The organism is Arthrobacter glycogeni, from assembly GCF_054511155.1.
The window spans coordinates 39,364-51,715 of the sequence record NZ_JBTNDE010000023.1 but is presented as its reverse complement, the minus strand read 5'-3'; the positions used below and the strand labels follow the sequence as shown (position 1 = coordinate 51,715).

The following is a 12,352-nucleotide window of genomic DNA, read 5'->3' as shown; positions in this document are numbered from 1 at the left end:
CAGCGCCGATGGTACTGCACCCGAGAGAGTGTGGGAGAGTAGGACACCGCCGGACAACCATTAAACGAAAGGCCCCACCCACAGTGGGGCCTTTCGCACTTAACCACCACCCCACACCGGTCTGTTCGACGCAGGCCCTACAATGGATAGGGCGACGAAGGATGCCGTCCTTATAGATTCATAGAGAAACCGAGCGGGTACTGCATTTACTGCTGGACCGTTTGTAATGAGAGGAACCGCGCAGCCATGGCCGATCAAGACCGCAACCAAGGAGCGGACCGGGGAGAACGACGACCCGATCGAACAGGCACCCAGGGCGGCCGGTCCTTTGACAGGCAGAGCGACTCCCCCCGAGGCTCGGCTTCCCGCGACGATCGGTCGGCCGGCCACCGTGGCGGACGCCCGGGCGGCGGTGGGTCGTCGACTGGGCGTGACGGCCAGCGTGGTGGGTCGTCGACTGGCGGGCGGATTGCGGGCGGTTCCTCTGCCGGTCGTGGATCCGCTGGGGGCCAAAGCCGGGGCGGAGGTCCACGTGACGAAAACCGTGGCGGGTCCGAGCGGACCGAAAGTGGAAAACGCTCCTTCAACGCCCGGGATCTCCGCAGCGCCAACCGGCCCGACCGTGAACGGTCACCGGACATCGATGAAGACGTCACTGGCGCAGAGCTGGACCGGGTCACCCGCGCGCAGATCCGTAACCTTGAGGAAAAAAGCGCCGAGTGGGTGGCGCGCCACCTCGTGATGGCCGGACGCCTCCTCGACGACGAGCCTGAACTGGCGTTCCAGCATGCTCTGGCTGCCAGCCGCCGCGGGGGCCGTCTCGCCGTCGTCCGCGAGGCAGTGGGCCTGACGGCCTACGCGGCGGGGCACTATGGTGAGGCGCTTAGGGAGTTCCGCACCTACCGCCGGATCAGCGGATCCAATGATCATCTACCGGTGATGGCCGACTGTGAACGTGGGCTCGGACGTCCGGATCGGGCACTGGACCTGGCACAGTCTGAAGAGGCAGAAGGATTGAGCTCGGCCGGCAAGGTGGAACTCGCGATGGTGGTCTCGGGCGCACGCTCGGACCTGGGCCAGCACGACGCAGCCGTTGCAGCCCTCGAAATCGGCCAACTGGACCGCAACCGTGCGTTCAGCTACAGCCCGCGGCTCTTCCGCACCTACGCCGAGGCCCTGGCCGCTGTCGGTCGCAGCGCTGAGGCCGAGCAGTGGCGCCGTCAGGCCGTCATGGCTGACAGTGCCCTTGGTCTCGGCGACTTCGCTGAGCCCGACATCCTGGACCTCGCCGGTGACGATGAGGAAGTCCCTGACGCGTCGGCCGCCCGCCGACGGGTGGCCTCCGCCCCGACAAACAGCCCCGGCAGTACCTCCGTGACCGAGCGTGACTCAGGGATTGACGAGGAGAATACCGACGACGACGGTGCCGAGGCTGACGACGATCGCCCGATCCACGTGAAATCAGCAGGGCAGGAAGCGGCGGAAGCTGCGGCCGCCCAGGAACCGGAGGATGCGGCAGTCCGCCCCGACGGGGAGCCAACCGAGGGATCCCCCCGTGCGCCGGTCACCTGGCGTTCGTTGAACCGTCCCGCTCCTGTCCGCACCCGCGCAGAGCCAGCTGAACCGGTCCCCTCCGAACTCCATGAGTCGGCGGAAACCGACGCTGCACCCTCCGACGCTGCACCCTCCGACGACACAGCTCCTTCCAGTGACACAGCGGACAGGGTGGACACCGAAAGGCACCATGACTGAGGTTTCCCTGATCTCGTCCTACGATGCGCTGCTGGCAGACCTGGATGGCGTGGTCTACGCAGGACCCAACGCCATCCCTGGTGCGGTGGAGTCCCTGGAACGTCTGGCCGGCATCAAGGTTGCCCTGGCGTACATCACCAACAACGCGTCCCGGTCGGCCGAACAGGTCGCAGCACACCTCCGCAAGTTGGGCGCTCCGGCAACGGCCGCCCAGGTCTTCGGGTCGGCGTTCGCCGGGGCAGAGCTCCTGGCCTCACTGGTGCCTGCCGGCTCGACGGTCCTGGTCACGGGTAGCCAGACCCTGATCGACCAGGTCAAAGCCCAGGGACTGGTTCCGGTCACCTCGGCCGACCCCATCCCGGCAGCAGTGATCCAGGGCTTCGACCCTGGCCTGGGCTGGAAGGATCTTGCGGAGGCCGCCTACGCAGTCGCTGGCGGCGCGGTGTGGGTAGCAACCAACACCGACCTCTCCATTCCGCAGCTCCGCGGAATCGCCCCCGGGAACGGGTCGCTCGTCAATGCAGTCAGCGCCGCCACCGGCAGCACCCCCGCCGTCGCCGGTAAACCCGAAACGCCGCTCTTCACCACAGCAGTGAAACACCTCGGCGTCTCACGACCCCTGGTGGTGGGAGACCGGCTCGACACTGACATCCTCGGCGGAAACCGTGCGCGCATGGATACCGCTTTGGTGCTGACCGGTGTCGACACCGTGCGAACAGCGCTTGCAGCAGTCGCCGATCAACGTCCGACGTTCCTCCTGGCCAGTCTTGAGGGGCTGTCCGAGCCGTACCCGGATATCACCCATAGCGACGGCGTGTACCGGTGCGGTTCGTCGTCGGCAACAGTCGACGACGGTACCGTCCACCTGACCGGCGACACCGAGAGCCTCGACACCTGGCGTGCCGCGTGCAGCGCCTGGTGGAGCGCCCACCCTGACACGGAGACCGCCGCACTGCCCACCCTGAGGTCCGAGGGTGGCCCGGTCGTCGACGACCCGGTAGGCCGCCAATGACCAGTGACCACCCGGGCGAATCGTCATCCGAGGAAATCGTTGGTGAGCAGGCGACTGACGACGACGCCCCGGTCTTCCCATCAGGGGTGGACATCTCCGGGGACCCCAGCGTCGATGGGCTGACCGCGAGTCTGGCTGACATCCCCGATGTGGCAACTGATGAACACAACGCGCTCTACACAGGGCTCCACGACGGACTGCTCGCCGAGCTCAACGCCGACCCGTCCGCGGACCATGACGCGTCTTGACCAGGCACTGGTAGCGCGCGGACTCGCGCGCTCCCGGTCCCAGGCCGCCCAGCTCATCGCCGCCGGCAGGGTGCGCCGCGCTGGCGTCGTCCAGGCGAAGGCAGCCACCAAAGTGGCGGAGGTAGACGAACTGACAGTCGACGACGGCGGGGTCCCCGACTTCGTCAGTCGTGCCGGTGTGAAGCTCGACGGTGCGCTGCGGGCCTTTGCCGCCATCAACGTCAACGGCCGACGGTGTCTCGACGCCGGTGCGTCCACCGGCGGCTTCACCGAAGTGTTACTCAGGGCTGGGGCGTCGCACGTGGCTGCTGTCGACGTCGGACATGGACAACTTGTTGACCAGCTGCGCAAGGACCCGAGGGTCGGCGTCGTCGAAGGCCTTAACGTGCGTCAACTGGAGGCTAAGAATATCGGTGGGCGGGTGGACCTGACGGTCGCGGACCTGTCCTTCATTTCCCTCACCCTGGTGTTGCTGCCGCTCGCCCAGGCCACTGAACCCGGCGGCGACATGGTCCTACTCATCAAACCGCAGTTCGAGGTGGGCAAAGGGAAACTGAACTCCAGCGGGGTAGTGGCAACGGAAGAGGAACGGCATCGGGCCGTCGGGTTGGTGGTCCGCCATACCCTGGGACACGGTCTGGGCGTGGCGGGGTTGATCCGCAGCCCGCTGCCGGGCCAGGACGGAAATGTTGAGTTCTTTGTGTGGATAACCGTGCCGACGGGCCCGATGGTGCCTAGGATCGAAGAGGAGCTTGATCGCATGACCCGGCGGGTGCTGGACTCCAGCCCTGCTTTCACCGATGCCCGGCTAGTTACCGGCACGCCAGACGGCGCACTGGATACGACGGAGCTTCTATGACACGACGGATACTGGTTCTCGCCCACACCGGGCGGCACGATGCGATGGCGGCTGCCCAGGAAGCCTGCACCCAGGTACACCAGTCAGGGCTGATCCCCGTGATGAGGGCAGAGGAACTTAAGGACATCCAGGACGAGTACGGGGTGCTGACCGCTCCCACCGAGACCCTCGGCGTCGACGTCGCCCTCGACGAGGTGGAACTGGGCATGGTGCTCGGCGGTGACGGAACCATCCTGCGCGCCGCGGAACTGGTGCGCGGCTCGGAGGTCCCGCTGCTCGGCGTCAACCTGGGCCACGTGGGGTTCCTCGCCGAGAGTGAGCGGGCGGACCTCACCGAAACGGTGCGCCGCGTCGTGGACAGGGATTACACGGTTGAGGAGCGCATGACCATTGACGTCCAGGTGTGGCAGGGCGATGTCCTGGTCGCCCAGACCTGGGCCCTGAACGAGGCAGCAGTGGAAAAGGCAAGCCGCGAACGCATGATCGAGGTGGTGATGGAGGTTGATGGCCGCCCCCTGAGCTCCTTCGGCTGCGACGGGGTGGTGATGGCCACCCCCACCGGGTCGACCGCCTACGCGTTTTCCTCGGGTGGCCCGGTGGTGTGGCCCGAAGTGGAGGCGCTCCTGATGGCACCGATCAGTGCACATGCCCTATTCACCAAACCGCTCGTGATCGCACCGACGTCGGTGCTCGCCGTGGAAATCCTGACCCGCACCGATGCGGCGGGCGTCCTCTGGTGCGACGGACGACGCACCGTGGATCTGCCGCCCGGAGCACGGGTGGAGGTGCGTCGCGCTGGCACCCCGGTCCGGTTGGCCCGCACCCAACTGACGCCCTTCTCGGAGCGCCTGGTGAAGAAATTCTCGTTGCCCACCCAGGGCTGGCGTGGCCCCACGAGCCATGCAGGAGGCACTGGCCAGTGATCGAAGAAATCCGCATCCGCGACCTCGGCGTTATCACCGATGCCACCCTCCATCTGGGTGGAGGGTTCACCGTGGTGACGGGCGAAACCGGTGCCGGTAAAACCATGGTAATTACCGCCCTGGGCCTGCTGCTCGGAGCCCGGGCCGACGCCGGCGCGGTGCGCCTGGGCGCGAAGGCTGCCTCCGCCGAAGCGGTTCTGCGGATCGCGCCGCACAGCACTGCGGCACTGCGCGCCGCGGAAGCCGGCGGGGAGCTTGACGAGGCAGAGGGCTCGGCCGAACTGATCGTCGCGCGCACGGTCAGCAGCGAGGGGCGGAGCCGTGCCTACGTCGGCGGCCGGTCAGCCCCCGCAGGGGTGCTCGCTGAGCTGGGATCCGCGCTGGTGGTCGTCCACGGGCAGTCGGACCAGTTGCGGCTCAAGACCACCACCGCCCAGCGCGAAGCGCTCGACAAGTTCGCCGGAGCCGACCTGTCCGTGGTGCTGGGCGACTACCAGCTGAGTTATCGCCGTCTGCAGGAAGCAACCACCGAGCTGGAGCAGTTGCGCACCGATTCCAGGGAAAGGCTCCGCGAAGCCGAATCGCTGCAGGCCGCCCTCGAGGAAATCGACGCCGCGGCACCCCAGCCCGGCGAGGATGACACGCTGAAAGCCGAGTCCATCCGGTTAGGCCACGTCGAGGAACTTCGCATCGCGGCGTTCAAAGCCCAGCAGGCGCTGGTCTCAGGTGAGTTTGCCGACGACCAGGACGCCACAGTGCTCGTTGATGCCGCTAAACGCCAGCTGGAGTCGGCGGGGGACCACGATCCAGCCCTCGCCGCGCTGGCAGGACGACTCGCCGAGGTGGGATACATTCTTACCGACATTTCAGCCGAACTCTCCGGTTACAGCGCCTCCCTCGATAGCGACGGACCGGGCCGGTTGACCGAGGTCGAATCCAGACGGGCAGAACTGGCCGTCCTGGTCCGCAAATACGCGCCCAGCATTGACGAGGTGCTGGAATGGGCCGAGGCAGGGCAGACTCGGCTCGGCGAACTGGGTGACGACTCGTCCAGGGTTGATGCGCTCAGTAAGGAGATTGCCGCGCTCGAGGACACGGTTGCCGACCAGGCGGCAGAGCTCACCGCCATGCGCACCAGCGCCGCCACCACCCTCGCGGAACGGGTCACCAAGGAACTCTCCGCCCTCGCCATGGCAGCCGCCAGCCTGGTCATCGACGTGACGCCGGGGGAGCGGACCCTGTTTGGCGCCGACATCATCGGCTTCCTCCTGCAACCGCACCCCGGCTCCGCTGCCCGACCGCTGGGCAAGGGAGCATCGGGCGGTGAACTTTCCCGGGTGATGCTCGCCATCGAGGTAGTGCTGGCCGCCGTCGACCCGGTACCGACTTTCGTGTTTGATGAGGTGGACGCCGGAGTGGGCGGCAAGGCGGCTGTGGAGATTGGCCGCCGGCTGGCCATGCTGGCCGAACACGTCCAGGTCGTTGTGGTGACCCATCTGCCCCAGGTGGCGGCGTTTGCCTCCCAACACATCCGTGTGACAAAAAACTCCTCAGCCACGGCGGCGGGCGACGGCGTGACGGCCAGCGACGTCGAAGTCCTCCCCGAACCCGAGCGGGTGCGGGAGTTGGCGCGCATGCTGGCCGGCCAGGAAGAATCGGCGACCGCGCAAGCACACGCTGAGGAACTGCTCGCAGACGCAGCGCGGACTGTGTCGAAGTGCTAGGCTCAAACTCCGTGGTGCAATCAACAAATTCCCGGTTCCAGAAGTCCGCAAAGACTACCAAGCACGTCTTCGTGACGGGCGGTGTGGCCTCCTCCCTCGGCAAGGGACTAACCGCCTCCAGCCTCGGCCATCTGCTTCGTGCGCGTGGCTTGTCAGTCACGATGCAGAAGCTTGACCCGTACCTCAACGTGGACCCGGGCACCATGAATCCGTTCCAGCACGGCGAGGTTTTCGTGACCGACGACGGTGCTGAAACGGACCTCGACATCGGCCACTACGAGCGCTTCCTCGACGAAAGCCTTGACGGTTCGGCGAATGTCACCACCGGCCAGATCTACTCGACGGTTATCGCCAAGGAACGCCGCGGCGAGTACCTCGGCGACACCGTCCAGGTCATCCCGCACATCACCGACGAAATCAAGCGTCGGATGCGGCTGCCCTCCGAGCCGGTCGACGCCAAGAAGGCACCCGACGTCATCATCACTGAGATCGGCGGTACCGTCGGTGACATCGAATCGCAGCCGTTCCTTGAGGCAGCCCGCCAGGTCCGGCAGGACATTGGCCGTAACAATGTCTTCTTCCTGCACGTCTCCCTGGTCCCGTACATCGGCCCCTCCCAGGAACTGAAGACCAAGCCGACCCAGCACTCGGTGGCAATGCTCCGGTCCATCGGTATCCAGCCGGACGCCATCGTCATCCGGTCCGACCGTGAGATTCCCGACGCCATGCGGGAAAAGATCGGCCGCATGTGCGACGTCGACGTCGACGCCGTCGTGAACGCCGCCGACGCAGCGAGCATCTACGACATCCCGAAGACCCTCCACGCCCAGGGACTCGACGCGTACATCGTGCAAACCCTTGACCTGAAGTTCAAGGACGTCAACTGGACCAAATGGAACAAGCTCCTCGACGCTGTCCACTACCCCAAGCACACGGTCGAAATTGCCCTGGTCGGCAAGTACATTGACCTGCCGGACGCGTACCTGTCGGTGACCGAGGCGCTGCGTGCCGGCGGTTTCGCCAACAAGTCCAAGGCGATCATTCGCTGGGTGCCCTCGGACGAGTGCGCCACCCCCGAAGGAGCAGCGAAAGCCCTCGACGGCGCCGACGCGATCTGCGTGCCGGGTGGCTTCGGTATCCGCGGCCTCGAAGGCAAGCTGGGCGCACTCAGGTACGCCCGCGAAAACTCGGTCCCCACGCTCGGACTCTGCCTCGGGCTGCAGTGCATGGTCATCGAGTACGCCCGCAACGTGGTGGGCCTTGAGGGCGCATCATCGAGCGAGTTCGACCCCGACACCCAGTACCCGGTCATCGCGACCATGGCCGAGCAGTTGCATATTGTCGACGGCGACGGCGACATGGGCGGCACCATGCGCCTCGGCCTCTGGGAAGCGAAGCTCGACGAAGGCTCGGTCATCGCCCGCACCTACGGCAAGACCACCGTCAGCGAACGACACCGCCACCGCTATGAGGTCAATAACGACTTCCGCGATCAGATCGCTGCTGCCGGGATGGTGTTCTCCGGAACGTCACCGGACGGCAAACTGGTCGAGTTCGTCGAACTTCCGAAGGAAGTCCACCCGTACTACGTCTCCACCCAGGCGCACCCCGAACTGAGCTCGCGCCCCACCCGGCCGCATCCGCTGTTCGCGGGACTGGTCAAGGCAGCGCTGCTCCGCCGTGGAGTCAAGGCCTGAGCATGAGTCGAAGCCTGAACTTGGGCGATCCGTCGGCCCAGCCGCTGGGCGACCAGCAGAGCCCCCGCAGGCTGCTGGACTCGACAGTGGTCTATCAGGGCAGGATCTGGAACGTCGTCAGCGATACCTTCTCGCTCACCGACGACGTCGACGGCGAGCCGCTGGTACGCGATTACATCGAGCACCCCGGCGCCGTCGCGATCCTCGCGATGAACGACGCCGGGCAGGTGCTGCTGATCAACCAGTACCGGCACCCGGTGCGGATGACGCTGTGGGAAATTCCGGCCGGTTTGTTGGATGTCCCGGACGAGGACTTCGTCGTCGCCGCCGCACGGGAGCTGGCCGAGGAAGCGGATCTGACGGCCGAACGGTGGAATGTCCTCACCGACCTGTTCCTGTCGCCCGGGTCATCCAGTGAGGCGCTGCGCATCTATCTGGCGCGGGGCGTAGCGGAAATCCACCCGGACGAACGCCACGAACGCACCCATGAGGAAGCCGAGATCGAGCTGGCATGGGTTGATCTGGACGACGCCGTCGCGGCCGTCCTGGCCGGCCGGATCCACAGCCCCTCAGCGGTCGCTGCCATCCTCGCGGCATCGGCTGCGCGCGGCACAGGGTATGACCTGTTGCGGCCGGCCGACGAACCCTGGCCCGAACACGCCAGCCAGCACCACACCTGGCCCAACGGACCGGTCCTGAAGAGCTGACCATGACGGCCCCTGCAACGCGGACCGTAGCTGACGAGCTGCGGGAGACCGGCCCCGGACGGCTCATGAGCGAATATCTTCAGCACATGGCTGTGGAACGCGGGCTGTCGATCAACACCCTTGCCGCGTACCGGCGGGACCTGCTGCGGTATCACCGGTTCCTCGCCACCCGGTCAGTCACCGAGGTGCAACGGATTACCCGCCACGACATTTCGGCCTTCGCGCAGGCCCTCTCCACCGGATCGGATGGCCTCGCCCCGTTGAGCCCGCGCTCCGCGGCGCGCACCGTCGTCGCCGTGCGCGGCCTGCACCGGTTCTGGGCGCTGGAGGGCATTTGCACGGCAGACCCGGCGCACGATGTGCACCCGCCGATCGCCGGGAAACGTCTGCCCAAAGCCATCTCGGTGGATGAGGTGACCCGCATCCTGGAGGCGGTGAACACCGATACCTTCGCTGGCCAGCGGGACCGCGCGCTGCTTGAGTTTCTGTACTCCACCGGTTCGCGGATCAGTGAAGCGGTGGGGCTCGACGTCGACGACGTCTCGGTGGATGCAGCGCTGGACGGGCCCGCCGTCGTCCGGCTGTTCGGCAAGGGCTCCAAGGAGCGGATGGTGCCGTTGGGCTCGTACGCGGCGAAGGCCATCGACTCGTATCTCATCCGGGCGCGGCCCGCCCTCGCGGCGACCGGGAGGGGTAACTCCGCACTGTTCCTCAACCTGCGCGGCGGGCGGCTGAGCCGGCAGAGCGCGTGGACCATCCTGAAGTCGGCGGCGGAGAAGGCAGGGGTCACCCGTGAAGTGTCTCCGCACACCCTGCGTCACTCGTTCGCCACGCACCTGCTGGAAGGCGGCGCCGACGTTCGCGTAGTGCAGGAGCTGCTGGGGCACGCTTCGGTGACCACCACCCAGGTGTACACGCTGGTCACTGCTGATACTCTCCGCGAGGTATATGCTGCTGCGCATCCACGCGCACTCTAATCCTCCCGCCTTCGGCGGTGTGCGAGCGTAACCTTTTCTGCCTATCCGGAAACTAACCAGGTAGAGGTAGGTCACTTATTCGGCGGGGGTAGATGTGTACCGAGGACAGCGCGATCAACGATTCGCCGTGGTGGACCACAAGCTCCGGCCTCGAGTTTTCAACTTTATCCACCGCCGCGTGAGTAGCCGCGAAGCAGCGGACGAGCTGACCAATGACGTGTTCAGGATTGCCTGGGAACGAAATCCGGAAGCCGTAGACCTGACGGTGGCCTGGCTTTTGGCGGTTGCCCGCAATGTGGTGGGCAACGAATATCGGCGGCGTGAGCGTGCGGGGCTCCTGATGGAACGCCTGCACGAATCGGCCAGGGTGTCGGCCCGGACCGGAAACCCGGAGGGTCAGCAGGAAGCGGTCGCCGCCGGTCTGCTTCTGCTGAGGGAATCCGACCGGGAGGTGCTGTTGCTTGCCTACTGGGATGACCTGACAATCGCCGACATCGCCCAAGTCCTCGGCTGTAGCCAGCCAGCCGCGAAAGTACGGCTGCACCGTGCCCGCAAAGCCTTCGCGAAAACCATACCCGCCGTGTTGCTGACCGAGGGAGATAACTGAGATGGATCCTATCGAACGACTTATTCGAGGAATTGACCCGTTCCGGACCGAGACGTTGTTCAGGGGCGCCGACCACGAGCGGGAACCGGAGTCCCCGATCTTTAGTGACGATCCGGGAGAGCCGGGCTCGACGGTGGTGCCCCTGAATCGTCGACGCCGGTGGGCGGTAACCGCCGCAGTCACCGCTGCCGCCGCGGCAGTCGCGACCGGCGTCGTCATCGGCGGAAACTTCGGCGCCACCTCCCCCCTCCCGGCCGACGAACCGGATCCTGTGGCGACCGGTTCGACCACGCCGTCGAGCAAGCCTACACCCACGACGACCGTGCCGACGCCCACGACGCCGGTGGCGGCCGGATCGCCGCTCGCAACCTACACCCCCTTCGGTGAGGGCGGGGATGCGGCGTTGCTGACCGGAACGCTGGTCCTCGAGGACGGCTGCCTGTACATCGAAGCTTCTGATACCACTCGGGTCTTGGCCTATTTTCCGGACACCGCGGTGAGCTGGTCCGATGGTGTGTTGTCCTTCTTCGGGACCGATTACGAGCTTGGGCAGGAGATTTCCGTTGGGGGCGGGGGAAGTATCGTCCCGGGTCCCGTGGAGAACCCAACATCGTTCTTCGCACCCGAGACCTGCGAGCCGGATAGCCAGTGGACCGTGTCGCAGGTTCCGCCGTCGCCGTTGGACGTCCCCTCCCCAGACCCCACCCGTGAGCCGTATCCGGCCGCTGACATGGGGTTGTCAGTGGAGGTGCCCGCCGACTGGAAGATCGTCGAAGCCGCGCAAGGGCTGGACATTCTGAGCCCCAGCGGGGAAGTGCTGTCCAACCTACAGCGTTCAGTGGAGGGCGGTATCGGCGGAGCCTGCCTCGAAACTGCGGTGCCCTGGCAGGAGGTCCGTTCGATCCCGGTCTCCATCGATGCGCCCGCTGGGCCAGTCGACGCGAGGTTTGTGCTCAGGGTTTTTACTGGCGAACGATTCGTCGGGACCAGCGCACTGGTGTTGGTCGACGACCCGACCTCGGGTACGGCCTGCATGCTCTATAACGTCATCTCGAATGCTGAGGTCGGGTTGCTCTCCTTGACGAACAACTTCCAGCTCTCACCGTATGAGGTAGGTAGGGAGTTCGCATCCCTGGCGGAGGCTGAAGAGTATGCCGGGTCGGCCGAGTTCGACGCCCTCGCAGCCATCGCCGACTCGATAGCCATCAGAGACTAGCCCCTTGCCCCCACCCCTGCCCCTACAGCCCACCGCAGCCTCTCGCCCTACTCGCTGAGAAGCGAGCTCTGGCGACTTAGGACGTCCCTGAGTCGCCAGAGCTCACGATTCGGCGGGGTTTCGGAGGCTACACTTGGGCCTCATGAAACCCCGCCCTGTTGCACTGTGCTTCCTGTTCCGTGAAACGGAATCGGGAAGCGAAGTGCTGCTCGGGCTGAAGAAGACGGGGTTCGGTGCCGGGAGGATCGTCACCCTCGGCGGGGGAGTCGAACCCGGCGAAACCGAGGTCCAGGCAGCGGCGCGCGAAGTCGCGGAGGAATCCGGCGTCGTCGTCGTCGAATCCCAGCTGACCCGCCTCGGAAGGATCCGCTGGAGGTTCCCGTCGCAACCGGCCGCTGACATGGACGCGGCAATCTTTACCGCCGTCGAGTGGACCGGGACCCCGCAGCCGACGGCCGAGGTGGACCCCGCCTGGTACCCGGTGGATAACCTGCCGTGGGTCGGCATGTGGGACGACGCGCGGCACTGGCTCGGGTCGGTGATCGACGGAACCCCCCTGGATGTTCTCGTCACCCTCAATTCCGACAACGAGACGGTCCTCAGCGCCGTCTTTGCCTGACCCCTATGGAT

Annotated in this window: 12 protein-coding genes; all 12 read left to right on the top strand. The window is 66.1% G+C overall.

What is annotated here, in order from left to right:
- Positions 1-246 precede the first annotated feature (246 nt).
- Positions 247-1,752 (top strand): tetratricopeptide repeat protein, encoded by a 1,506-nt coding sequence (locus ACX80O_RS14355; protein WP_459333842.1) that lies wholly within the window; start codon positions 247-249, stop codon positions 1,750-1,752.
- Complete coding sequence (locus tag ACX80O_RS14350) at positions 1,745-2,764, top strand: HAD-IIA family hydrolase (RefSeq protein ID WP_459333841.1); 1,020 nt, start codon at positions 1,745-1,747, stop codon at positions 2,762-2,764. The genes ACX80O_RS14355 and ACX80O_RS14350 overlap by 8 nt, the downstream gene beginning before the upstream one ends.
- Positions 2,761-3,012, top strand: coding sequence for a hypothetical protein (locus ACX80O_RS14345; RefSeq protein ID WP_459333840.1), 252 nt, complete (start codon positions 2,761-2,763; stop codon positions 3,010-3,012). The genes ACX80O_RS14350 and ACX80O_RS14345 overlap by 4 nt, the downstream gene beginning before the upstream one ends.
- Complete coding sequence (locus ACX80O_RS14340; RefSeq protein WP_459308514.1) at positions 2,999-3,871, top strand: TlyA family RNA methyltransferase; 873 nt, start codon at positions 2,999-3,001, stop codon at positions 3,869-3,871. The genes ACX80O_RS14345 and ACX80O_RS14340 overlap by 14 nt, the downstream gene beginning before the upstream one ends.
- The gene (locus ACX80O_RS14335) at positions 3,868-4,794 is read left to right on the top strand and encodes an NAD kinase (RefSeq protein ID WP_459308516.1); all 927 of its coding nucleotides are present in this window, start codon (positions 3,868-3,870) and stop codon (positions 4,792-4,794) included. The genes ACX80O_RS14340 and ACX80O_RS14335 overlap by 4 nt, the downstream gene beginning before the upstream one ends.
- On the top strand, positions 4,791-6,518 hold the full coding sequence (gene recN, locus ACX80O_RS14330; RefSeq protein ID WP_459333839.1) for a DNA repair protein RecN: 1,728 nt from the start codon (positions 4,791-4,793) through the stop codon (positions 6,516-6,518). Before ACX80O_RS14335 ends, recN begins: the two co-directional genes overlap by 4 nt.
- The gene (gene pyrG / locus ACX80O_RS14325) at positions 6,512-8,215 is read left to right on the top strand and encodes a CTP synthase (RefSeq protein ID WP_459333838.1); all 1,704 of its coding nucleotides are present in this window, start codon (positions 6,512-6,514) and stop codon (positions 8,213-8,215) included. Before recN ends, pyrG begins: the two co-directional genes overlap by 7 nt.
- 2 nt (positions 8,216-8,217) lie before the next feature.
- Positions 8,218-8,922: an NUDIX domain-containing protein gene (locus ACX80O_RS14320; RefSeq protein ID WP_459333837.1), complete on the top strand. Its 705-nt coding sequence runs from the start codon at positions 8,218-8,220 to the stop codon at positions 8,920-8,922.
- Positions 8,923-8,924: 2 nt separating this feature from the next.
- On the top strand, positions 8,925-9,899 hold the full coding sequence (xerD, locus tag ACX80O_RS14315) for a site-specific tyrosine recombinase XerD (RefSeq protein WP_459333836.1): 975 nt from the start codon (positions 8,925-8,927) through the stop codon (positions 9,897-9,899).
- 94 nt (positions 9,900-9,993) lie between these two features.
- On the top strand, positions 9,994-10,506 hold the full coding sequence (locus ACX80O_RS14310) for an RNA polymerase sigma factor (RefSeq protein ID WP_459333835.1): 513 nt from the start codon (positions 9,994-9,996) through the stop codon (positions 10,504-10,506).
- Position 10,507: 1 nt separating this feature from the next.
- Positions 10,508-11,722 carry a hypothetical protein gene (locus ACX80O_RS14305; protein ID WP_459333834.1) on the top strand — a complete coding sequence of 405 codons (1,215 nt, stop codon included), beginning with the start codon at positions 10,508-10,510 and terminating at the stop codon, positions 11,720-11,722.
- A 142-nt stretch (positions 11,723-11,864) separates the two neighbouring features.
- Complete coding sequence (locus tag ACX80O_RS14300) at positions 11,865-12,341, top strand: 8-oxo-dGTP diphosphatase (protein WP_459333833.1); 477 nt, start codon at positions 11,865-11,867, stop codon at positions 12,339-12,341.
- Positions 12,342-12,352: the final 11 nt, after the last annotated feature.

What these genes read in the sequence shown, in the direction of transcription:
- ACX80O_RS14355 (WP_459333842.1), top strand. Translation starts at nt 247, where the DNA reads ATGGCCGATCAAGACCGCAACCAAGGAGCGGACCGGGGAGAACGACGA.
- ACX80O_RS14350 (WP_459333841.1), top strand. Translation starts at nt 1,745, where the DNA reads ATGACTGAGGTTTCCCTGATCTCGTCCTACGATGCGCTGCTGGCAGAC.
- ACX80O_RS14345 (WP_459333840.1), top strand. Translation starts at nt 2,761, where the DNA reads ATGACCAGTGACCACCCGGGCGAATCGTCATCCGAGGAAATCGTTGGT.
- ACX80O_RS14340 (WP_459308514.1), top strand. Translation starts at nt 2,999, where the DNA reads ATGACGCGTCTTGACCAGGCACTGGTAGCGCGCGGACTCGCGCGCTCC.
- ACX80O_RS14335 (WP_459308516.1), top strand. Translation starts at nt 3,868, where the DNA reads ATGACACGACGGATACTGGTTCTCGCCCACACCGGGCGGCACGATGCG.
- ACX80O_RS14320 (WP_459333837.1), top strand. Translation starts at nt 8,218, where the DNA reads ATGAGTCGAAGCCTGAACTTGGGCGATCCGTCGGCCCAGCCGCTGGGC.
- xerD (WP_459333836.1), top strand. Translation starts at nt 8,925, where the DNA reads ATGACGGCCCCTGCAACGCGGACCGTAGCTGACGAGCTGCGGGAGACC.
- ACX80O_RS14305 (WP_459333834.1), top strand. Translation starts at nt 10,508, where the DNA reads ATGGATCCTATCGAACGACTTATTCGAGGAATTGACCCGTTCCGGACC.
- ACX80O_RS14300 (WP_459333833.1), top strand. Translation starts at nt 11,865, where the DNA reads ATGAAACCCCGCCCTGTTGCACTGTGCTTCCTGTTCCGTGAAACGGAA.